This is a genomic window from Streptomyces sp. cg40 (genome assembly GCF_050320165.1).
GTDB classification, from domain to species: domain Bacteria; phylum Actinomycetota; class Actinomycetes; order Streptomycetales; family Streptomycetaceae; genus Streptomyces; species Streptomyces hokutonensis.
The window spans coordinates 5,650,521-5,671,873 of record NZ_CP190128.1; the positions used below are offsets into that span (position 1 = coordinate 5,650,521).

At 69.6% G+C, this 21,353-nt stretch carries 21 protein-coding genes and 1 pseudogene; 13 read left to right on the plus strand and 9 right to left on the minus strand.

What is annotated here, in order from left to right; all coding sequences use genetic code 11:
* Positions 1-121: 121 nt before the first annotated feature.
* Together ACQHII_RS25190 and ACQHII_RS25195 are read right to left on the minus strand one after the other, a co-directional pair.
* Positions 122-919 (minus strand): NPP1 family protein, encoded by a 798-nt coding sequence (locus ACQHII_RS25190; protein WP_427921431.1) that lies wholly within the window; start codon positions 917-919, stop codon positions 122-124.
* A gap of 81 nt (positions 920-1,000) precedes the next feature.
* Positions 1,001-1,765: an NPP1 family protein gene (locus ACQHII_RS25195; protein WP_427921432.1), complete on the minus strand. Its 765-nt coding sequence runs from the start codon at positions 1,763-1,765 to the stop codon at positions 1,001-1,003.
* 291 nt (positions 1,766-2,056) lie between these two features.
* On the opposite strand from ACQHII_RS25195, the gene ACQHII_RS25200 reads away from it, so the two are divergent.
* Both ACQHII_RS25200 and ACQHII_RS25205 read left to right on the plus strand, forming a co-directional pair.
* Positions 2,057-2,854, plus strand: a complete 798-nt coding sequence (locus tag ACQHII_RS25200) for a mechanosensitive ion channel family protein (RefSeq protein ID WP_427921433.1) — start codon at positions 2,057-2,059, stop codon at positions 2,852-2,854.
* Positions 2,855-2,900: 46 nt separating this feature from the next.
* The gene (locus ACQHII_RS25205; protein ID WP_427921434.1) at positions 2,901-3,503 is read left to right on the plus strand and encodes a Uma2 family endonuclease; all 603 of its coding nucleotides are present in this window, start codon (positions 2,901-2,903) and stop codon (positions 3,501-3,503) included.
* 244 nt (positions 3,504-3,747) lie between these two features.
* On the opposite strand, the gene ACQHII_RS25210 is transcribed toward ACQHII_RS25205, so the two are convergent.
* On the minus strand, positions 3,748-4,065 hold the full coding sequence (locus ACQHII_RS25210; protein ID WP_427921435.1) for a DUF6401 family natural product biosynthesis protein: 318 nt from the start codon (positions 4,063-4,065) through the stop codon (positions 3,748-3,750).
* Between the two features lie 113 nt (positions 4,066-4,178).
* On the opposite strand from ACQHII_RS25210, the gene ACQHII_RS25215 reads away from it, so the two are divergent.
* From ACQHII_RS25215 to ACQHII_RS25240, 6 genes and pseudogenes are all read left to right on the plus strand, one after another.
* A complete protein-coding gene (locus tag ACQHII_RS25215) occupies positions 4,179-5,015 on the plus strand; it encodes a helix-turn-helix domain-containing protein (RefSeq protein ID WP_427921436.1) in 837 nt (278 codons plus the stop codon).
* A pseudogene (locus ACQHII_RS25220) lies at positions 4,987-5,361 on the plus strand (DUF397 domain-containing protein). The gene ACQHII_RS25215 and the pseudogene ACQHII_RS25220 overlap by 29 nt, the downstream one beginning before the upstream one ends.
* Positions 5,362-5,409: 48 nt before the next feature.
* Entirely contained in the window at positions 5,410-6,753 is a 1,344-nt protein-coding gene (locus tag ACQHII_RS25225) for a tetratricopeptide repeat protein (RefSeq protein ID WP_427921437.1), read from the plus strand.
* Between the two features lie 139 nt (positions 6,754-6,892).
* Positions 6,893-7,852 (plus strand): permease, encoded by a 960-nt coding sequence (locus ACQHII_RS25230; protein WP_427925404.1) that lies wholly within the window; start codon positions 6,893-6,895, stop codon positions 7,850-7,852.
* On the plus strand, positions 7,849-8,604 hold the full coding sequence (locus ACQHII_RS25235) for a TIGR03943 family putative permease subunit (RefSeq protein ID WP_427925405.1): 756 nt from the start codon (positions 7,849-7,851) through the stop codon (positions 8,602-8,604). Before ACQHII_RS25230 ends, ACQHII_RS25235 begins: the two co-directional genes overlap by 4 nt.
* 142 nt (positions 8,605-8,746) lie before the next feature.
* Entirely contained in the window at positions 8,747-10,804 is a 2,058-nt protein-coding gene (locus ACQHII_RS25240) for a TerD family protein (protein ID WP_427925406.1), read from the plus strand.
* 30 nt (positions 10,805-10,834) lie between these two features.
* On the opposite strand, the gene ACQHII_RS25245 is transcribed toward ACQHII_RS25240, so the two are convergent.
* Complete coding sequence (locus tag ACQHII_RS25245; protein WP_427921438.1) at positions 10,835-11,617, minus strand: hypothetical protein; 783 nt, start codon at positions 11,615-11,617, stop codon at positions 10,835-10,837.
* Positions 11,618-11,867: 250 nt separating this feature from the next.
* Here ACQHII_RS25245 and ACQHII_RS25250 point away from each other — a divergent pair, with 250 nt between their 5' ends.
* The 3 genes from ACQHII_RS25250 (at position 11,868) to ACQHII_RS25260 (ending at position 14,998) form a co-directional block, all read left to right on the plus strand.
* A complete protein-coding gene (locus ACQHII_RS25250) occupies positions 11,868-12,563 on the plus strand; it encodes a type 1 glutamine amidotransferase domain-containing protein (protein ID WP_427921439.1) in 696 nt (231 codons plus the stop codon).
* Positions 12,564-12,769: 206 nt separating this feature from the next.
* Positions 12,770-13,999, plus strand: a complete 1,230-nt coding sequence (gene thrS / locus ACQHII_RS25255) for a threonine--tRNA ligase (RefSeq protein WP_427921440.1) — start codon at positions 12,770-12,772, stop codon at positions 13,997-13,999.
* 39 nt (positions 14,000-14,038) lie between these two features.
* Positions 14,039-14,998: a nucleoside hydrolase gene (locus tag ACQHII_RS25260; protein WP_427921441.1), complete on the plus strand. Its 960-nt coding sequence runs from the start codon at positions 14,039-14,041 to the stop codon at positions 14,996-14,998.
* A 63-nt stretch (positions 14,999-15,061) separates the two neighbouring features.
* Here the strand turns inward: ACQHII_RS25260 and ACQHII_RS25265 are convergent, their stop codons facing one another.
* Positions 15,062-16,018: an LAETG motif-containing sortase-dependent surface protein gene (locus tag ACQHII_RS25265; protein WP_427921442.1), complete on the minus strand. Its 957-nt coding sequence runs from the start codon at positions 16,016-16,018 to the stop codon at positions 15,062-15,064.
* Positions 16,019-16,178: 160 nt separating this feature from the next.
* On the opposite strand from ACQHII_RS25265, the gene ACQHII_RS25270 reads away from it, so the two are divergent.
* On the plus strand, positions 16,179-17,831 hold the full coding sequence (locus tag ACQHII_RS25270) for a glycoside hydrolase family 13 protein (protein WP_427921443.1): 1,653 nt from the start codon (positions 16,179-16,181) through the stop codon (positions 17,829-17,831).
* Between the two features lie 17 nt (positions 17,832-17,848).
* Here ACQHII_RS25270 and ACQHII_RS25275 read toward each other — a convergent pair whose 3' ends face one another.
* From ACQHII_RS25275 to ACQHII_RS25290, 4 genes are all read right to left on the minus strand, one after another.
* The gene (locus ACQHII_RS25275) at positions 17,849-18,577 is read right to left on the minus strand and encodes a DUF4142 domain-containing protein (RefSeq protein WP_427925407.1); all 729 of its coding nucleotides are present in this window, start codon (positions 18,575-18,577) and stop codon (positions 17,849-17,851) included.
* A gap of 199 nt (positions 18,578-18,776) precedes the next feature.
* Positions 18,777-19,091 (minus strand): LuxR C-terminal-related transcriptional regulator, encoded by a 315-nt coding sequence (locus ACQHII_RS25280; protein WP_427921444.1) that lies wholly within the window; start codon positions 19,089-19,091, stop codon positions 18,777-18,779.
* A gap of 163 nt (positions 19,092-19,254) precedes the next feature.
* Positions 19,255-20,052: a hypothetical protein gene (locus tag ACQHII_RS25285; protein WP_427921445.1), complete on the minus strand. Its 798-nt coding sequence runs from the start codon at positions 20,050-20,052 to the stop codon at positions 19,255-19,257.
* A gap of 104 nt (positions 20,053-20,156) precedes the next feature.
* Positions 20,157-20,675, minus strand: coding sequence for an RICIN domain-containing protein (locus ACQHII_RS25290; RefSeq protein WP_427921446.1), 519 nt, complete (start codon positions 20,673-20,675; stop codon positions 20,157-20,159).
* 174 nt (positions 20,676-20,849) lie between these two features.
* Between ACQHII_RS25290 and ACQHII_RS25295 the strand changes: the two genes are divergently transcribed.
* A complete protein-coding gene (locus ACQHII_RS25295; protein WP_427921447.1) occupies positions 20,850-21,347 on the plus strand; it encodes a DUF3515 domain-containing protein in 498 nt (165 codons plus the stop codon).
* Positions 21,348-21,353 lie beyond the last annotated feature (6 nt).

Below are 21,353 nucleotides of genomic sequence, written 5' to 3' on the forward strand. Positions count from 1 at the left end.
GGCGTCAGCGTAGGGCGGTCGCGAGGGCGATCACATGGCGCGTGACCCAGGCGATGACCTAGGTGATCGCCTGGGGCACGGCCGGGGCGCGGCTGGGGGACGGCGGGGGTGCGGGACGCGGTCAGAACGCCGGGACGGCGGACGGACGGGCCTTGTTGATGTTGCTCACGAGGTTGTTGGTGAGCGGGAAGTTGGCCTTGCCCCAGGTCGAGTTCCACAGGGCGTCGCGGGGCGTCTTGTCCATGTTCTCCATGGTGACCAGGGCCGGTGTGTCCCAGGTGCCGTTGCCCCAGGCCACCGGCGTCTCGCCCCACTTGGCGAAGCGGAAGGCGTGGGTGCTCGCGCCGTCCTTGTGGTAGACGATCTCGACGTGGTTGCCGCTCATCGGCACCTCGTTGACCGGGTGGGTGCTGTAGCCGCCGTGCCGGGAGGCGGCCAGGTACGCGGGCCGCTCGTCGCCCTGCTTCTGGAAGACGACGACGGACTCCCAGTCGTGGCGGTGCCCGAAGGCGTCGGCGCCGTTGAGGGTCTGGTCCTTCTCGAAGTAGAGCCCGTAGACGTAGGCGCACCAGCCGTTCCTGCACAGGGACTGCGAGTACGTGTTGGCCTTGCCGAGGTGGTCGGTCCGGCAGCCGCCGGTGATCGAACCGCTGTTCTTGAGGCCGCCGTTGAGCCTGCCGCTCGCGTCGACGGCCGCCGCCGGGAAGCAGCCGTCGGAGTCGTAGTCGAAGACCGGCATGTACTTGTTCTGGAAGGTGCTCGCGTTCCAGGGCAGGGGGGTCAGGATCGCCGCGTCGGCGCTGCCGGCCAGGCCGACGGTGAGCGCGGTGGCGGCGCCGGCCACCAGGGCGGCCCTGGTGATCCGGGATCTCCTGGTGGTTCTGGCGGTCCGGGTGCTCGTGCTTGCTTCAGTGGACATGTGCGGGGGGTCTTCCCTTGCTCGGTGGGGGCGGGGACCCGTGCGGATCGCGGGTCCCCGTGTGACGAGAGGGCCGGCCGGTCAGGCGTACGGGTCGAACGTGATGCCGCTCGGCAGGGCCTTGTTGAGGTGGTCGTCGAACTTCGCGTCCTGGAGCGGGAAGTTGGCGTCGCCCCAGTCGGAGGCGTTCAGGATGTCGCGGAGGTTGGACGCCATGTTCTCCCAGGTGAGGAGGTTCTCCTGGTGCCAGGCGCCGTCGTCGTTCTCCGGGGTCTCGCCCCACTTGGCGAACCGGAAGTCGTGGGTGCTCAGACCGTCCTTGTGGTAGACGACCTGGACGCGCTGGCTGCTCATCGGGACGTCGGCGACGGCCTCGGTCTCGAAGTCGCCGTGCTGGGAGGCGGAGAGGTACGACGGGGTGGAGTCGCCCTGCTTGACCCAGACGACGATGCACTCCCAGTCGTGGCGGTGGCCGATGCCCGGGGAGGCCTCGTCCTTCTCGAAGTAGCTGGCGTAGATGGTTCCGCACCAGCCGTTGTTGCACTTGGTGCGCGAGTAGGTGTTGGCGTGGTCGAGGTGGCCGGTGCGGCAGCCGCCGGTGACGGAACCGGTCGGCTTCAGACCGCCGTTGAGGTTGCCGTCGGGGTCGATGGCGGCGGCGGGGTAGCAGGAGTCCGTGTCGTAGTCGTACAGCGGCTCGAAGTTCTTCTCGTACGTCGTCGCGTTCTCGGGGAGGTTCTGCAGCACACCCGCGGAGGCGGTGAACGGCAGGGCGAGAACGAGGGCGGCGGCGCTGCCCGCTACGGCGGCGGCGCGGCCGAGGCGGCGGGTGCTGATTCGGGACATCGGGGGGCTCCAGTCGACGGTCCATGTCCACGCTCGCCCCGAACATGACAGCCGGGGTGGGCGAACAGAGATTGGCAGAAGGGGAGCGCCCGATGGAAGGGCTTTCTATCAAACGGAGGGAGGCATTTCGCCGAACTGGCGAACGCGACGCTCGGCGAGCGGCCGACCGTACGCCCCTCACCCGTACGCCCCTCACCCGGACGGCCCAGCCCACGCGGCCACGTCTCCGCGGCGCTGCTCCACTTGTCGGTAACAGGGGGCCGGTAGTACCCACCGAAGGAAGTGCCGCGCATGGCTGTCCCCGAATCCACCCTCGCCATCAACTTCACCCAGGGGCTGAACGACGCCTGGTCGAAGGTCGCGCAGTTCGTGCCGAAGCTCGTCGGCTTCCTGGTCATCCTGGCCATCGGCTGGTTCGTGTCGAAGATGATCGCCCGCGTGCTCGACCGGGTACTGCGGCGCGTCGGTTCGGAGAAGCTCTCCGAACGGGCCGGTACGGCACGGATGTTGCGGGACTCCAAGTACGACATGACCGGCATCGTGTGCAAGATCGTGTACTACGCGCTGATGCTGATCACCCTCCAGCTCGCGCTCGGCGTCTTCGGCACCAACCCGGTCTCCACGATGATCAACGGCATCGTCGCCTGGCTGCCGCGCGGCATCGTCGCGGTGGTCCTGATCGTCGTCGCGATGGCCATCGCGAACGCGGTCCGCGGGATCGTCGGCAGCGCGCTGTCGTCGATGTCGTACGGCAGGATGCTCGCGACGATCGTGTGGGCCTGCATCGTGGCGCTCGGCGTGATCGCCGCGCTCGGCCAGGCCGGCATCGCGACGACGGTCACCCAGCCCGTCCTCTACGCGGCCCTCGGGACCGTCGCCGGAATCCTGATCGTCGGTGTCGGCGGCGGCATGATCGCGCCGATGCGCCAGCGCATGGAGCGCATGCTGATGGCGGCGGAGCGCGAGACGACCAACGCGAAGGGCAGCCTCACGGCGTACCAGGCGGGCCGCGCGGACGCGATGGGCAACCAGCCGGCGCGGGAGCGGACGGACATGGGCAGGGAGATGCCGGGGTCGTCGGACATGTGAGAGTTCCGGCTACGCTGGGTCGTACTGTCGCGAAGGAGATGGCGGTATGACCCAGCAGGCCATTTACCGGCACCTGCGTGAGCTGCGAGAGCACCTCGCACCGCTGCCGGGCTTCACCTACCCCGAGATCAGCGGTGGGATGTTCGTCATGATGATGAGCCCCCGTCCTCGTCATCAGGTCACGGCGGCGGACGTGCGTGATCAGCTCGCTCCGCAGGTTCCGCACGGTGTCGGTGTCTTTGAGGCGACTGACGCCGGCGATGCCATACTCGGCAAGCTCCGTATCCCCGACATCATCGTCACCTCACGTGAGGCGATGCTGACCGACGATCCGCTGGACCCACACGAGATCCTTCTGGCCATCGAGATCGTTTCCCCATCGAACCCCGATAACGACTACGAAGCCAAGAGCCACGACTACCCAGCGATGGGCATCCCGCACTACGTCATCCTCGACCCCCGGGACGGCACCTGGACGTACCAGTGGGGCATCGATACCAGCAGCGGGCGCCCCGCCTACGGCAACCGTCTGCACAAGCAGCCGTACGGGACCCCGCTCGCCATCAACGCCGAGTCGGGCACCTGGAAGCTCGACACGAGCGGTCTGCCGCTCTACTCGCGCAAAGACATGATGCTCGCGCCCGAGTGAGACACCGGCGGGCGGTCCGCCGCCTTGGCCGGGCTTGCCGCTGCCGCGCCGATCAGGGCGGCTACGGCGATGACGGCGGCGCAGAATCCTCTGACGTAACGCGCGGACATACCAACCTCGCAACGACAGTGACGGCGACGGCAACAGCGATGAGTTAAGCACGCTTAATGCGTGCCTAACTTAAGGGGTTGGAGTGCGCAACGGGAAGGGCTTCAGGGGGAGTTGAGCCAACGGAAACCTGTTTTCAGTCACCCCGGCGCTGCTCCGGAAGCAGCCCGTGCCGGTGCACCAGCCAGCTGATGGCCGTCAGCCTGCACACCGCGTAGTCGTGCCCGACCGGCTCCCGCCAGTCCAGCTCCGCGAGCGCGTCGAGAAAACCGAGCGCGTAGTCGGTGAGGTCGGCGTGGTCCGGGGCGGGCGGTGCCAGATCCGGCCCGCCCGCCGCGAGGCGTTCGCGCAGTTCAGCCACGTGCTGGTCCACCGCGGCCGTGAACGCAGGCTCGAAGGCGAACTCCGCGAAGCGGGGCCCGTAAGCGCTGCTGATCTTGGCCAAAGGGGACATTTCTCCACGGTACGGCAGCCTGGCCGGAGGGAGTTACGTGATTCCCGTCACCGCGGTGCGACGCAATGGTTACGCTCGGCGACAGGCCGTAACTACTCGGAGGTGGCTGTCGCATGGTCCACGTTCGTCAACTCGACCCGAGCGCATCCCCGTTGGACTACTTCGGCTACGAATGCCGTCGGTTGAGGGAGGCGGCGAGCCTCACGCTGGAGGGCCTCGGCAAGATCCTCTACTGCACCGGCTCCCTCATCGGACAGATCGAGACGGCTCAGAAGGTCCCGACCCGGAACTTCGCCGAACGCCTCGACGCCGCGTTCATGACCGACGGGTCCTTCACCCGCATGATCGGCATGGTTCTGCGGAGCCAACTCCCCAACTGGTTCCAGGCGTATGCGGACATGGAGGCGAAGGCCGCCTTCATCTCCACGTATCAGTGCCAGGTGGTCTACGGCCTGCTCCAGACGCCGGAGTACGCGGCAGCGCTGGTGGCAGTCGACCACCCGGACAAGATCGAGGAGATGGTCGCGGCGCGCATGGAGCGGCAACGCATCCTGGAGAAGAAGCATCCGCCCGCGGTGTGGGTCATCCTCGATGAGGCCGTGCTGTTCCGGCAGGTCGGCGGACGCGAAGTCATGCGCAAGCAACTCGCCCGTCTGGTGAGCTTTCGCGACAACCCCTGGGTGAACATCCAGGTGCTGCCGTTCTCCGTAGGCGCACACACCGGGACGATGGGTTCTTTCACTCTCCTGCGCTTCGACGACGACCCGGATATCTACTACTCCGAGGGTTACGACCAGGGCCACATGACCGCCAATCCGCAAGTGATCAGGGAGCGTTCGGTCGGTTATGCTCGCTTGCAGGCTGGCGCCCTATCTGTAGAGGAGTCGGCCGACCTGATCACTCGCGTGATGGAGGAACGCTATGGAGACCAGCCGACAGACGTGGCGTAAGTCCAGTTACAGCGGTAGCAGCGGCGGCGAATGTGTCGAGTGCGCTCCCCTCGGCGCCACGGAGTGGCGCAAGTCCTCCTTCAGTGGTACCAACGGCGGCGATTGCGTCGAGGTCGCGACCGCAGCCACCCCCTGCATCGCGATCCGCGACTCCAAGAACCCCGGCGGAGCGATCCTCACGGTCTCCCGCTCGCGCTTCGTGGAGTTCGTCGACTCACTTTGAGGCGTCGAGGTCGCCGACCGTACGCTTCACATCGCCATCCGTGACTCGAAGACCCCCGGCGGAGCGATCCTCACCGTCTCTCGTCGCCCCTTCGAGGACTTCATCAACTCACTCTCGATGTAACTGAGTTACTGGCCAGTCTGTAACTCGGCTTACTGGCATGATTAATGCATGGTGAGACGGGACGACCCGGAAGTCATCGGGCGCAGGGTCCAGCAGTTGCGGCACGAACGCGGGCTCACCCAGCGGCAGTTGGCCGAGCCCGCCTACACACCGGCGTACATCTCCACCCTTGAGGCCGGCCGGGTCCGCCCCTCCGACGACGCGCTGCGCCACCTCGCGGAACGGCTCGGCGTCGCCTACGACGAGCTGGCCACCGGCCGCCCCGCCCACCTCGCCACCGAACTGCGCCTACGGCTGACCGGCGCCCAACGCACCCTGGCAACAGGGGAGTCGGAGGAAGCGGCGGAGCAGTACGCCGAGCTGCTCGCGGAGGCGGAGTCGCACGGGCTGGTGGACGAGGAAGCCATCGCGCTGCTCGGGCTCGGCGAGTGCGGGCTCGACACCGGGGACCTGACCGCGGCCCGCATGTACTTCGAGCGAGCGGAGCGGCGGCTCGCCGACGAACCCCTCCCCGCCCGCGTCCCCGCCCTCCGCGGCCGTGCCGTGGCGCACTATCTCACCGGTGAACTCCGGTACGCCGTCTACCTGTTGGAGTCCACTCTTGATGAGCTGAACCGGGGCGGCCTGCACGACCCCGACGCGCTCCTGCTCCTCTACGCGAGCGCGATAGGGCCGTACATGGACATGGGCGCGCACGCGAGGGCGGCCCAGGCGGCGGAGTTGGCCCTCGCGCTCGCACCGCAGGTCGCGGACCCGGCGCTGCTGGCACGTATGCACCGTTCGGTGGCGCGCACGCTGATAGCGGAGGGCAAGGTCGCGGAGGCCGACGCCTCGCTCGCGAAGGCCGCCGATCTGTACCGCCAGCTCCAGTTCCGTACCGAACTCGCCAACTGCCACTGGATGCGCGGCTACGTCTACGCCCAGGACGGCGAACTGGAGCGCGCCGAGGTCGAGTTGAGGCAGGCGCTGGCCATGCTGACGGCGAAGCGGGCGGCGCTCTACAGCAGCCAGGTGGCCGTGGAGCTGGCCGACGTACTGCACCGGCGCGGCAAGTCCGACGAGGCCGCCACTCTCCTCCACGACGTTCTCAACGACCTCAGCTCCGAACGCGGCGCCCTGCACTCCGCCGCCGCCCACCGCCTCCTCGGCATCATCGCGGAGGACGCCCGCGACACCGAGGCGGCCGAGGAGCACTACGTCCGCGCCCTCAGCCTCCTGGAGCGCGCGGGCGCGGCCGGTGACCTCGCCGACCTGTGCCGGATGCTCGGCGATCTGCTCCGCCGTACCGGCCGGGTGGAAGCGGCGCTCGACGCCTACCGCACGGGCCTCGGCCACCGTACGGCCCCCGGAACCACGACCCTCGGCCCGGCGCCCGCACAGCCTCCTCTTTGACAAATCGGGGATACCGCACAGCGCCGACCGTTACCGTGCCACGTACGAGTGCCAGGCGTAATCGTGCGAAACGGGATGAGACAGGCGCGTGCAGAACGAACGGACCGTGGTCGACGGCCTGCGCCTGGCCGTACGCGCCATGGTCTACGCGGTACTCGGCGGCGCCGCCCTCATAGCCATCGCGACGGTCGTTTCGGTCCTCGGCCCGATGCTGGCGATCGACCTCTACACCCCACCCGTGGCGGCCTGGTGGACGGTCTTCACGGCGGTGGCCGTCCAGGGCGTCCCCTTCCTGCTCCTCGGCACGGTGGTGTCGGCGGCGATCGGCGCGTTCGTCCCCGAGCGGGTGTTCACCCGCCTCCTCCCCCGCAACCAGGCGCTCGCCGTCCCGATCGCGGGCGCGGCAGGAGTCGTACTCCCGGGCTGCGAGTGCGCGTCGGTCCCGGTGGCGAGCAGTCTGATGCGGCGGGGTGTGGCCCCGGCGGCGGCGCTGGCCTTCCTGCTCTCCGCCCCCGCCATCAACCCGGTTGTCCTGGTGGCCACTTCGATCGCGTTCCCGGGCCAGCCGAAGATGGTGCTGGGCCGCCTGGTCGCGTCCCTCGCGACGGCGGTGGTGATGGGCTGGCTGTGGGCACGCTTCGGCAGGGAGAAGTGGCTACGACTCCCCAAGCGCACGCGGACCACCGCGTCTTCGCCTGCGGGTATGAAGGCCTTCGTCGCGGGCCTGCAACACGACTTCCTCCACGCCGGCGGCTTCCTGGTCCTGGGCGCGGCAGCGGCGGCGACCTTCAACATCGCGGTCCCGCGCTCGATCCTGGACATCTTCACGGGCTCGTCCTGGCTGTCGCTCCTGCTGCTGGCCCTCCTGGCGGTGGTGCTGTGTGTGTGCAGCGAGGCGGACGCGTTCGTTGCGGCCTCGCTGAGCGGCTTCTCACCAGCCGCGAAGCTGGCGTTCATGGTGGTGGGCCCGATGGTCGACCTGAAGCTGATCGCGTTGCAGGCGGGCACGTTCGGCCGTTCCTTCGCGTTCCGCTTCTCCTCGACGACGTGGCTGGTCGCCGTGACGAGCAGCACGCTCGTGGGCTGGTGGCTGCTGTGAGGCGCTACGGCTCGGCGGTCCTCCTCCTGCTCACGGGCGGGGCGGTCCTGCGGATCTCCCTCTTCAGCGACCTGTATCTGCGGTACGTACAGGCGGCGTTGCGGCCGTACTTGGTGATCTCCGGTTCGCTGCTGATGCTGTTGGGGCTGGTGGCGGCGATCAGGGGGATGAGCCACAGGGACCACGAGGAGGAAGAGGAGGAACACGAGGAACACGAGGAAGAGGAAGCGGAGGGCCATGGCCATTCCCACGGCCCGCGCATCGCCTGGCTCCTCACCCTCCCCGCCCTGGCCCTCCTCCTCTTCCCTCCCCCCGCGCTGGGCTCGTACAGCGCGGGCCGCGAACAGGCACAACTCGCGGCACAGGGCGTGGGCACCTTCCCCGCGTTGCCCGCAGCCAAGGTGCTGGACATCTCGGTGGGCCAGTACAGCTCCCGGGCGATCTACGACACCGGCCACTCCCTCAAGGGCCGCACGGTCCGCATGACGGGCTTCGTCACCCACGGCTCGAACGGCGCCTGGTACGTCACCCGCCTCGTCGTCACCTGCTGCGCCGCCGACGCGACGACCAGCAAGGTCGAGATCAGAGGCACCGAGGCGTCCGACGCCCCCCAGACCGACACCTGGGTCACCGTCACCGGCACCTGGCTCCCCAAGGGCAGACTCGGCACGGACGGGGCGTGGCCTCCGCTGCTCGACGCGAAGACCGTCACGCAGGTGAAGCAGCCGGCGGATCCGTACGAGAAGCGTTGAGGCCGTTCCGGAGATACGGGTGATTGCGGAGCGTTAAGGTGCTGGTGATGCGCAGGGTGTGGGGCGTGTCACTCATCGCTACGTAACAGGGGTCGCGGGGGCAGCTCGCGCGGCCGTGCATCTGGGGGGCCTCATGCACGAGATGGTCAAGGGCGGGAACGTCGGTCTGGCGTCGCTGAGCGAGGACATCGGCTCGGTGCTGATGAGCCTGAGCTGGGGGAGCCCGACGGGAGAGGGCGACGCGGACGTCTCCGTACTGCTGCTCACCGGGGACGGAAAGGTGCGCAGCGACGGGGACTTCTACTTCTACAACAACCCCGTCGCCGCCGACGGAAGCGTGCAACTGCTCGGCAAGGCACCGACGGCGGACGGCAGCGAGGACCGGATCACCTTCGACCTGACCGCGATCCCGGTCGGCGTCGAACAGATCGTGGTGGCGGCGAGCCGCTACGAGAGCGCCCGTTTCTCCGAACTCCAGGACCTGCGGCTGACGTTGGCCGACGGCTCCGGCGAGAGCCTGCTGCGTTTCTCGATCGACGATCCGGGTGAGGTCAGCGCGCTGCTCTTCGGCGAGTTCTACCGGCGCGGCGGCGACTGGAAGTTCCGCGCGATCGGCCAGGGCTACGAGTCCGGACTCGCCGGTGTGGCAACGGACTTCGGTGTCGACATCGACGACGACGCGGACGTGGACGTGGACGTGGAGGCTGCGCCTGATGCGGAGTCCGAGGCCGAGTCCGAATCCGAGGGCGCGACCGGAGTCCGTACGACGGAAGCCGTCGCCGCGATTCCCGCGCAGCCGCCGAGCCCCGCGGTCGAGTCGGTTCCCGAGGTCTCAGAGGTCTCCGAGGCCGTTGCCGCTGCGCGTCCCGCCCGTCCTCGTACCGCCAAGAAGAAGGTCACCCTGCCGAAGGTGGCCAAGAAGTCCCTCGCGGAGAACGACTCCTGGAGACGTGCCCGGCTCTTCCCGGCCTCCGTGCTCAAGAGCGACCACGAGCGGGAGACCCGGGCGACCTCGGTGCTGCTGTCGGTGATGGCTCAAGTGCCCGAGTTCGGGCGGCGGTTGACGGCGGCCTTCGGAGCGCCGGTCGGCCGGATGGAGACGTTCACCGAGGTCACTCTGCCCAACGGCGAGTCCCCTCGGCGGCCCGACGGGGTGATCCGGGTCGAGCGCGCGGGCAAGCTGTGGACCGCGCTCGTCGAGACGAAGACGAACGGCAACCCCCTCAAGCCGGACCAGGTGCAGGCCTACGCCGACATAGCGGCCCGGCGCGGATACGAGGCCGTCATCACGCTCTCCAACGACGTCGAGCTGGAGGGCAGCCCGTTGGTGGAGGTCAAGCTCGACGGGCGGCGCAAGAACAAGGTGGCGCTCTGGCATCTGTCCTGGGCCGAAGTCGCCCACCAGGCACAGATGTTGATCCGCCACGAGGGCGTCGGCAACGCGGCGCACGCCTGGCTGCTCCAGGAACTGCTCCACTACCTCCAGCACGAGAACTCCGGCTGCCACGGCTTCCAGAACATGGGCCGCTCCTGGGTCCCGGTGCGCAACGCGATCGACGCCGAGACCCTGTGCCAGGGCGACCCGCGCGCGGTGGAGGTGGTGGAGAGCTGGGAACGGCTGGTCCGGCAGGTGTGTCTGCGGCTGGGCGGCGAACTCGGCGAGAAGGTGCTGCCGGTGCAGCGCGCCAAGCGAGGCACCGATCCGGCCTCCCGGCGCGCCGCCCTCGCCGACCGGCTGTGCGTCGACGGCAGGCTCGACGCCGAGCTTCGTATCGAGGGCACGCCCGGTGTCCTCGCCCTCTGCGCGGACCTGCGCACCGGCAAGCTGCGGACGTCCATCGAGATCGCGGCCCCCGACCAGGGCTATCCCCTCAGCTGGGCCAAGCGGCTGATCCGCAGGCTCGCGGAGGCGCCGGCCGACCTCCACGTCGAGGCCGTGCTGGAGGGGCAGACGGGCGGCGGTCCGCGCGGCACGCTGGAACGTCTGCGTCCCGAGCCGGCCGACATCCTCCCCAAGAACGGAACCCAGATCACCGGCTTCCGCCTGTCCCTCTTCAGAGGCATGGGCAACACCCGGGGCACCGCCGAATCGGGCTTCATCCGCAGCGTCGACGAGTCCGTGGACCGGTTCCACGCGAGTGTGGTGGTCCACCTGGACGGCGGCCGTCCGACGCGTTCACGGAGGCCGGCCGAGGCCTGACGCTCTTCGCTCCTCGGGAGCCGCCGTTTCCTAGACCTGCACCCGCCCCTGCCGCTGCACATCCGTAAGCCGTTGCGCCCCGATCTCCAGTGCACGGCTCATCGCGTCCGGGGGTACGTTCGCGAGCCCCCCGTTCGTGAGGGTGATGGTGTCGTCGCCGATGCGGACGGCGGCGGTGTCGAGGGTGAGGGTGGACTGGTCGCCCTCGGGGGTGGTGCCGGTGAGGGTGAGGTGGAGGCCCTCGCGGGCGTCGCCGACGTTCGGGAGGGCGGCCTCTGTGACGGTCACCGTCTGGGGGCCGGAGCGGGTGGTCGTGGCTGTGAAGTTCGCGCATTTCTGCGGGAGCGTCTTCAGCCAGGCCAGGGTGCGGTCCACGTCGGCGGACTTGAACGCGGCCACCTGGTAGTGGAGTTGGGCCTCGTCGTCGGTGTCGTCCAGGCCGATCACCGCCTGGGCGGTGGCCGGGGCGCCGAGGAGTTCGTCGGCGTAGAGCGCGTCGAGGAGACGCTGGCAGTCGGGGTCGGCGGTCTTCGCCTTGAGGAGGCTGTCGCGCCAGGTGGCCGTGCCCTGGGTCGGGGTCCAGGGGGCGCCCAGGTCCGTGTCCGCGATCAGCGCGGTCTGCGCCTGCGCCTGGGTGAGGACGGGGGCCGCCGCCGGGGACGCGTGCGCCGCGGGGGTGCGGACGACCGAGGGGGACGGCGCGCTCGTCACCTTGTGCAGCGCGGCCTCGTTCGCGCAGCCCGCGGCCGTGAGCAGGGTGCCCGCCGACAGTGCCGAGGCGAGGAGGAGGACACGGGCCGGGGAACGGGTCATCGAGGGTCCCTCCTGGGGCGGATGCCGGGTGGATGCGGGGGGCGGATGTGTGGCGCGGGTGTCGGCGCGTGCTCCCACGGCACCATCGCCCGCGCCCGCCCACCAGCGCGCCGGGCCGTCCGGGTGACTGCCGGCCCCGGCGCGGGCCATCGGGAAACCAATAGCAGCCATTCGGTTCCTCATTGGCCGCCGGTCCGTACCCCGCCTACTGTCGAAGGCACCTCATCGACCACCGCCCAGGAGACCCCCCATGTCGAAGATCCTCTTCGTGCTGACCGGCGCCGACCACCTCACCCTGGCCGACGGCACCCCGCACCCCACCGGCTACTGGGCCGAGGAGGCCGTCACCCCGTTCGAGGCCTTCAAGGCGGCCGGGCACGAGGTCGTCGTCGCGACGCCCGGCGGTGTGGTACCGCCCGTGGACCGGGGCAGCCTCGCCGCCGACTTCAACGGCGGCCAGGAGAACGCCGACCGCGTCGCCGCCGTGCTCGCGTCGAGCCCCGAGTTCCAGCACCCGGTCAAGCTGACCGAGGTCGACCTCGCCGACTACGCCGCCGTCTACTACCCCGGCGGCCACGGCCCGATGGAGGACCTCGCCGTCGACGCCGACTCCGGCCGCCTCCTCACCCTCGCCCTCGCCTCCGGCAAGCCCCTCGGCGTCGTCTGCCACGGCCCGGCCGCGCTGCTCCCGGCCGTCAAGGAGGACGGTACGAACGCCTTCGCCGGGCGCCGCCTCACCGGCTTCACCAACGACGAGGAGACCCAGGGCGGCCTCGCCGACAAGGTGAAGTGGCTGCTCCAGGACCGGCTCGTGGAGCTCGGCGCGGACTTCCGGCAGGGCGAGCCGTGGGCGCCGTACGTCGTGGTCGACGGCAACCTCGTCACCGGCCAGAACCCGGCGTCCTCCGCCCCGGTCGCCGACGAGCTCCTCAAGAAGCTCGCCTGACTGATCTCGCCTGATCAATTCCGTCGCGGGGGCGGTTGTTCGACTGCTACCGTCCGCCGCATGCAGCGCGCCTGTTTCTTTGTGACGACGACGCCGGAGAGTGTCCCGGCGCGCTGACTGCTGACCCAAGTCGAAGCCCCGGGGCGAGTGCCCCGGGGCTTCGTCGTCGCCGGATTCTCGCCCCGCCGTCATAGAGCGAGGAATCCATGTACGACCACCGACGTCTCGGCCGCGAGCTCGGCCTCTTCGACACCGACCCGCTGATGGGCGCGGGACTGCCGTACTGGCTGCCCGACGGCGCCGTCGTCCGGCATCAACTGGAGGAGTATGTGCGGGAGTTGGAGTGCGCTGCCGGATACCGGCACGTGTACTCGCCCGTTCTCGGCAAGCGTGAGCTGTACGAGATCTCCGGGCACTGGTCGCACTACAGCGACGACATGTTCCCGCCGATGCAACTGGGCGCGGAGGAAGTCGTGTTGCGGCCGAGCCTCTGTCCGCATCACGCGCTCATCTACCGCTCCCGTTCCCACAGCTATCGCGAACTTCCGCTCCGTATCGCCGAGTTGGGCGGCATGTACCGCTCCGAACTCTCCGGCGTGCTCGGCGGCCTGACCCGCGTCCGCGCCATCCAGCTCAACGACGCCCACATCTTCTGCACCCTCGACCAGGCCGTCGAGGAGGCCCGGGCCGCCCTCGCCCTCATCGCCCGCGCCTACGCCGACCTCGGCATCCGCGCCTCCCGCTACCGGCTGTCGCTGCCGGGGGAGAACGTCTCCGGCGGGGGCGGCAAGTACGTTGCCGACCCGGACCTCTGGCGGCGGGCGACCGCGATGCTGCGCGAAGTCCTCGACGCGTCCGGGGTGGCCTACGAGTCTGCCGAGGGCGAGGCCGCGTTCTACGGCCCGAAGATCGACGTCCAGATCGAGGACGCGGCCGGCCGCGAGGCCACCCTCTCCACCGTCCAGATCGACTTCCACCAGCCCGAACGCTTCGACCTCCACTACATCGGCCCCGACGGCGCGAAACACCGGCCGGTCATGGTGCACCGCAGCGTCGTCGGGAGCGTGGAGCGGGCGGTGGCGCACCTGGTGGAGGAGCACGGCGGGGCGTTCCCGGCGTGGCTGGCGCCCGTGCAACTGGTCGTCCTCCCGGTGTCGGAGGAACAGGAGGCGCAGGCCTACGGCCTCGCCGAGCGGGCCCGCGCCCAGGGACTCCGTGCCGAGGTCGCCGCCGAGGGCAGCCTCGGTGCCCGGATCCGGGCGGCGCGGCTCGTCCCGTACCAGGCGGTCATCGGCGAACGGGAGGCCGACGCCGGCCTGGTCGCCGTACGACTGCGGGACGGGCGCCGGGTCGACCCGCTGCCGCCCGCCGACCTGCTGCACCGGGTCACCGCGCGGGTCGGGGCGCGCGGCGCCGAACTGTGGGCGGATGCGTAAGGTCGCAACCGAACAGCACCGTCGAGAGAGGACCCTGCCGTGAGCGGTCAGCCCATCCCCGTGATCATCGACTGCGACACGGGGGTCGACGACGCCCTGGCGCTGCTGTTCGCCGTCCGGCACCCGGGCCTGGACCTGCGGGCGGTCACCTGCGTGGCCGGGAACACGGACGTGGACCAGGTCGTACGGAACACCCTGATCGTCCTGGACCACGCCGGCGCCGGTGACATCCCGGTCGCGCGCGGCGCCGCCCGGCCGCTGATCGAACCGGCCCGCTCGGCCGCGCACGTCCACGGCCAGGACGGCATGGGCGACATGGGGCTGCCGGCCTCGGCGCGCACGCCCGTCGACGTGGACGCGGTGACGCTGCTGCGCCGCGAGATCCTGGCGTCTCCGCGCCCGGTCACCCTGATCCCCACCGCCCCGCTGACGAACATCGCGCTGCTGCTGCGCACGTTCCCCGAGGTGACGGCCAACATCGAGCGGATCGTGTTCATGGGCGGCGCGGTGGCGGTCGGGAACGCCACGCCCGTCGCGGAGTTCAACGTCTGGCACGACCCGGAGGCGGCGGCGATCCTGCTCACGGCCGGGGTGCCGATCACGATGTACGGCCTGGACGTCTTCGAACGGGTCCAGGTCCCGGCCGCCGACGTCCGGAGGCTGCGGGAGAGCGCGGTACCCCGGCTGAGGCTCGCGGGCGATCTGCTGGCCCACCGCGATCCCGCCGCCTCCGGCGATCCCACCCCCACCGGCGGCCTCGGCGACGCGGGCGCGGTCTGCGCGGTCGCCGACCCGGCCGGCCTCACCACCCGCCTGCTGCCGGTCGAGGTCTCCCTCGCGCCGGGACCCGGGCGGGGGCAGACCATCGTCGACCGGCGCCCCCGCCACGGCGAGTCCGAGATCCACGACGGGGCACGCGAACAGGCCCTGGTCGACGTGGGATTGGACGTGGATGTGGAGCGGTACGTGAAGCTGTGGCTGGAGACGGTCGAGGGGTGACAGACGGACGCCGGACCGGGATCTCCTCCCGGCCCGGCGTCCTCTTCTTTGTCCGACCGGCGGCTAGGAGTGCGAAGCCCGGCGGCGTCGCGTCGCCACCACGATCGCCGCGCCGCCCGCCAGCAGGGCCGCCGCGCCGCCGACGATCGCGCCGGTGTTGCTGCCGCCGCCGGTCTCGGCGAGGTCGCCGCCGCCACCGTTGGGCGAGGGTGCCGCCGCCGGGGCGCTGCTCGAACCGGAGGCGACCGGGGTCGGGCTCTCGGACGGTGTGGTCGACTCGGAGGCGCTCGGGGTCGCGGTCGGGGTCGAGGACTCCGAGGCGGGCGGGGTGGACTCCGGGGCCGACGGGGGTACCGACGCCGGGGCCGACGGGGACGGCGGCTGGGACTCGGTGGTCGAGCAGTCCTTCGTGCCGCCGTTCCAGGCCGCGATCAGCTTGTCCTTGATGACCGGGTGGTCGGGGCCCTTGGGCAGGTCGCCGTGGACGAGGCCGTCGCCGGCGGCGGGGTTGCCGTCGAACTTGACCGCGCCGCGGTAGAGGTCGATCTGCGCGAAGCAGCCCTCGTCCGGCACCGAGATGTCGAGCGAGTCGGTCTGGCCCTTCTTCACGGTGACCGTGTCGAAGTCGACGAAGACCTGCTGGCCGGAGGTGGCGAAGGTCGGGCCGTGCGCGATGTACGAGGCGAGCGAGGCGGTGCAGGTGGACGCGTCGCCCGCGGTGCGGACCTTGATGTGGACCTTGCCGTCGTCGGTGGGCTTCAGGTTCTGGTCGTCGACCTTGACGGAGGGGAAGAAGCTGGTGCCGTCCAGCGAGAACTGGCAGCCCTCGGTCTCGGTGACCGTGCCCGCGCCGGAACCGGGCTTGTAGTGGCCGCCCGACTCCCAGCCGTCACCGCCGCCGCCGTGCCCCCCGGTGGCCCAGGCGCCGGACGCGGCGGCTACGGAGGCCGCGGCGAGGGCGAGGGAGGCGGCGCCCGTCCCCAACAGGCGGCGCACGGTGACACGACTGGCTATGGACATACTGATCCCATCTGGCGTGTACAGGGTGTGGAGGGTGTGGATCAACGCGAGAAACACTGGGCTCATTGGTCACATGCGCCACAGCGTGTGCACATCGTGGGTCCACCGGAAGAAGACTGTCAACTCGCCTCGGTGTAGAGGGAATTCATAAGGAGACCACGTGTCCGACCTGTCCTCCCGTGACCCGAACTGGTGGCGTCAGGCCGTTGTGTACCAGGTGTATCCGCGCAGTTTCGCCGACGCGGACGGCGACGGACTCGGGGACCTGAGGGGTGTCACCGAGCGGCTCACCCACCTCGCCGCGCTGGGCGTCGACGCCCTCTGGCTGAGCCCCTTCTACCCGTCCGAACTCGCCGACGGCGGCTACGACGTCGCCGACCACCGCGACGTCGACCCGCGCCTGGGCACCCTCGACGACTTCGACGCGATGGTCGCCGAGGCGCACCGGCTGGGCCTGAAGGTCATGGTCGACATCGTGCCCAACCACACCTCGCACCTGCACAGTTGGTTCCAGGAGGCGCTGGCGGCCGGGCGCGGTTCCGCCGCCCGCGACCGGTACGTGTTCCGGGACGGGCGCGGCGACGACGGTCAACTCCCGCCCACCGACTGGCCGTCCGTCTTCGGCGGCAGCGCGTGGAAGCGACTCACCGACGGACAGTGGTACTTGCATCTCTTCACGCCCCAACAGCCCGACCTGAACTGGGACAACGAGGAGGTGCGGGCCGACTTCCGCGCCACGCTCCGCTTCTGGTCGGACCGGGGAGTGGACGGCTTCCGCGTCGACGTGGCCCACGCGCTGGTGAAGGACCTCGGCGAGCCGTTGCGGGACATCGGCCCGATCGCGGCCAACTCCGAGGCGGTCCTGGACGACCTCCCGCCCGGCAGCCACCCCTACTACGACCGCGACGAGGTCCACGAGATCTACCGCGACTGGCGCCGCAGCGTCTTCGACACCTACGCCCCGCCCCGCATGGCGGTCGCCGAGGCCTGGGTACCGGCCGCCCGCCGCGCCCTCTACGCCCGCCCCGACGAACTCGGCCAGGCCTTCAACTTCGAGTACCTGGAGGCCGGTTGGGACGCGGACGAACTGCGCGAGGTGATCACCGGCTCACTCGCCACGGCCCGCGCGGCAGGCGCGTCGGCCACCTGGGTGCTGTCCAACCACGACGTCGTACGCCACGCCTCGCGCCTGATGCTGCCGAGGGGCACGGACCCGAACACCTGGCTGCTGTCCGACGGCCGTACGCCACCCGTCGACACGGCGGCCGGCCTGCGCCGCGCCCGCGCCGCGACCCTGCTGATGCTGGCGCTGCCCGGTTCGTCGTACGTCTACCAGGGCGAGGAACTCGGACTGCCCGAGGTCGCCGACCTGCCCGTAGAGGTCCTCCAGGACCCCATCTGGGAACAACAGGGCCACACCCACAAGGGCCGCGACGGCTGCCGGGTACCCCTGCCGTGGACCACGACCGGTCCGTCGTACGGCTTCGGGTCCGGCCCCGCGTGGCTGCCGCAGCCGGCGAGCTTCGCGTCGTACGCCGTCGAGGCGCAGGACGGGAGCGAGGGCTCGACGCTGGAGCTCTACCGCAGGGCGTTGCGGCTGCGCCGCAAGCTGCTCGACGGGGAGTCGCTGACCTGGGCGGCGGACAGCCCGCCCGGGGTGCTGCACTTCACGCGCTCCGAGGGCTGGCGGTGTGTCACCAACCTGTCGGCCAAGCCGGTCGCCCTGCCGCCGGGGGAGGTGCTGCTGAGCAGTGAACCGGCGGCAGAGGGCGGTGAGTTGCGGCCTGATACGACCGTGTGGCTGGGGGTGTAGCGCGCTCGGTGGCGCACTCACCCCACTGTCGGGGTCTGGCTGGCGCTGGGTGACGCCTCGCCCGGCAGGACCGGCGGCTGGGTGGTGCTGTTCACCGGTGGGGTGAGGACGACCTCCGGCGCGCCCGCGGCCGGGGGCGGCGGGGTCAGGTCCACGGCCGGCAGCTTCGGCGGGGTCGTCTCCTGGAAGAGGACCTGGCTGAAGTTGACCAGGCCGGTCTCCTCCATGACCGTGATGTGGTCCAGGACCGTCGCGTTGGCCTGGTTGGCGAGGATCCGCACGAGGGTGTTCTCGGTCGTGGAACGGATCTTCGCGATCGTGTTGAAGATCGAACCGTGCGTCACGCGCAGGATGTTGGCGAAGTCCGTGTCGAACTGCTTGCCGCTGTCGCCGTTCAGGGTGTTGATGAACCCCTGCTGCTGCGGGCTGGGCTGGTTCGGGATCGTGATGTTGAGCATCGGCGCGATCTTGCGAACGGTCGAGTCCAGCGCCGCGTGGCCGTCGATCAGGTGCTTGCTCGCGGTGATGACCGCGGGGCTCGCCCCCTTCTTCAGACCTATCTGGCCGACCGGGTACTCCCACAGCCCTGCCGCGCGCACCTTGACCACGAAGTCCCGGTCCGCCTCGGTCAGCGGCCCCCACTGAGTGTTGGCGATCACGCGTGTGGGCGCGCTGGAGACCGTGTTGACGCCCAGCATTGCCGGATAGGCGAGGGCGACAAGGGTGATGCTGAGGGCTCCGCCCACAACCATGGTTCCCGTCGCGTTCCGCGAAAAGCGCACCGTACCTCCTGTGTCGTGGACCGCCCGTCGGCGGTACGGACAGTGGGGAGTACGGATCGGGGAAGCGTTCGAAGTCTTTGGTTTTGGTAAAGCCCGAGTGGGGCGCGTCACAAGTGGCGGGTGCGTCGGAGGGGCCCCGCCTGGTGGCGGGACCCCTCAGGTGTCAGGCGGCGGTGGGCCGTGCCGCCGTCCGACGGCAGGAACAGTCCGCGTCGATGCAGAGTGAGTTGTGGGCGAGTGCGGCCAGGATCGAGGCCTGCAGCCGGGTTTCCTGGCCCAGCTTGTCGACGATCCGCGCGACGTGCATCTTCACCGTCCGCTCGGCGATCCGCAGTTCGCCCGAGAGCTGACGGTTGCTCAGGCCTGTGGCCAGCAGGAGAAACACTTCCTTCTCCCGTTCCGTCAGGCAGTCCACCCCGGTGAACTCTTGTATGGGGTGGGCGTTCATCCGACGGTAGGCGCAGGTCGACCTCTGCATGGAAAGACCCTTCCGATCCCGCCTTTCCCAGCAGGGCCCCGTGCCCTGGGTGCGGCGGTGGTCAGAGACCAACTTAGCGCCCACCTCTGACAATTACCTGTCAAAAACGCACCACTGAGAGCTACTTGAGGTTGCCGTATATGCGTCTATGGACGCAGAAATATCAGAAACTGCCGTAATAGGCCGTGAGATCCGCCTCCGGGCAGGCGATGGAACCGATCAGGCAGTCGACGTTGGCGTACTTGCGTGTGTAGACGTTGGTGACCTTTCCGCCGTCGTAGATGTAGATGTAGTGATTCGGCATCAGCCGGTGCTTGCCGGACCGGATCGCGTAGTTGCCGCTCTTGGTGAGGTTCATGGTGAAGGACCCGTCGATGGCTCCCTTGACTCCGCCAAGGCCGCTGCAGAACGGGTTGGTGGCATGCATGACCATCCGCACGTCCACGTAGTTCGAGCCCGACCCCAGCTTCTTGACCTTCATGTCCTTGTCGCTGGCGGTCTTCGTGGCGACCAGCCTGCCGGTGCTCTTCGCGTACACGTGTGTCGCGTTGACGTGCTTGTTGCCCACCACGGCCTTGGACGACCACGTGATGGTGGCGTTCAGGGCGGTTCGGTACTTGCTCGACTTCCAGTTGAAGTCGGAGTGCCCGTCGCCGCCGAACTGGAAGTTCCTGCCGTAGTCGCAGCCCGCCAGCGGGGCGTTGACCTTCTTCTGCGGAATGAAGGCGACCCAGGTCAGGGTGGACTTCGAGGCCACACCGGCGGCGACCGCACGGGAGGCCGCCTGTCGGCGCAGCGCGGACAGGGATCCGGAGGCCGGCACGGCCACCTTCATGCCCCACAGCCGTGCCCGCGGGTCGCCCTGTTCCGGCAGTACGGGCGCGATCTGGTAGCGGTACACGGCGCCCGGGCGCACGTTCGTGTCGCGGAAGGACGTCACGCCCGCGACCGGGCGGGCCACTTCCTTCCCGTCGCGGGTGACGACGTAGCGGGCGTCCTTCGCGTAGCCCTCCCACGAGGAGGGGATCGCCGGGCGAACCCCTTCCCCGTGACCCGTTCACCGGGTCAGGCCGTACCCCACTCCTGGGCCTTCCGCTTCGCCGTCGTGTTGCCGCACGCGGTGATGGTGGCCTTCTGGCCGAGCGTCGACCCCGCCTCTGTCAGGCACTTGTTGGCCCACTTGCTGTGGATCTTGCTCTCGGACAGGACCCACTGCTGCGTCTTGGACGAGGCGTTGCAGGCCCGCTGGGTGACGACGGTACCGGCGGCAGTGCTGGAGACGCCCAGACACTTCGCCGACTTCTTGTTCTTGATCGTGTAGACGCCGGCGGACGTCCCCTTGAGCGTCCACTTCTGGTCGGAGCCCGACGTGCACTTCTTCTGCACGGCCGGGGCGCTGTTCGTGGTCTTGCCGTTCATGGAGAGGCAGATCCCTGTCGGACCCCACACCTTCTCCAGCCGTACATTGGTGTACGCGCTCGGAGTGACGTTTGCCCCGGACGCGGCGCTCGCGGGTACGACGAACGCCGCGAACAACGTCGTGGTGGCACCGGCGAGCATGACTGCCCTGGTTCCCTTGTGCATGGCGTATCCCCCTGTGGGCCATGAAAGCGATCTGGTGCGATCAGCCTAGGGAGATCCTTTCTGCCGCACAGCGTCCATAAGGGAGGTGTCCACAAGGGCAGTTGGGCGAGGGCGTACCGTTCTGTCCGACCAGTGGGCAATACCGCGCAGCGTGAAATCGGGGGTACTTCCGGCATGGCACGTCCATCCCGTAGAACGTGGTTCGTCCTCGGCGTGACGGGTGTCGCGGCCGTCGCCACCGCGGCCGTTCTCGTCGTGCACGAGTCGGACGCGCCGGCCTACGCCATCGAACAGGCCCCCCACGCCCATGCCGCCGCCTGCACGCGTATCGCCAAGGACTATCCGGCCGTGCTGGAGGGACACCGGCGTGCCGAGACCGGCACTCCAGGTGTCGCCGTGTGGGGCGACGAGGCGGTGGTGCTCCGTTGCGGGCTGGAACCCCCGGCCCCGACCACCGACCTGTGTGTGTCCGTCAACGGCGTGGACTGGGTCTACCGCCAGAGCCAGTCCCGTAACGGCCTCAAGGTGGTCGTCACGTACGGCCGCACCCCCGCCGTCGAGGTGACGCTCTCCGAGCAGGACACCGCGCTCGACAGTGCGCTGGTGGACGTGAGCCGGATCGTCCGGCCGATCCGGCAGCAGAGCCACTGCGTCGACTCCTCCGGAAACTGAAGGAAC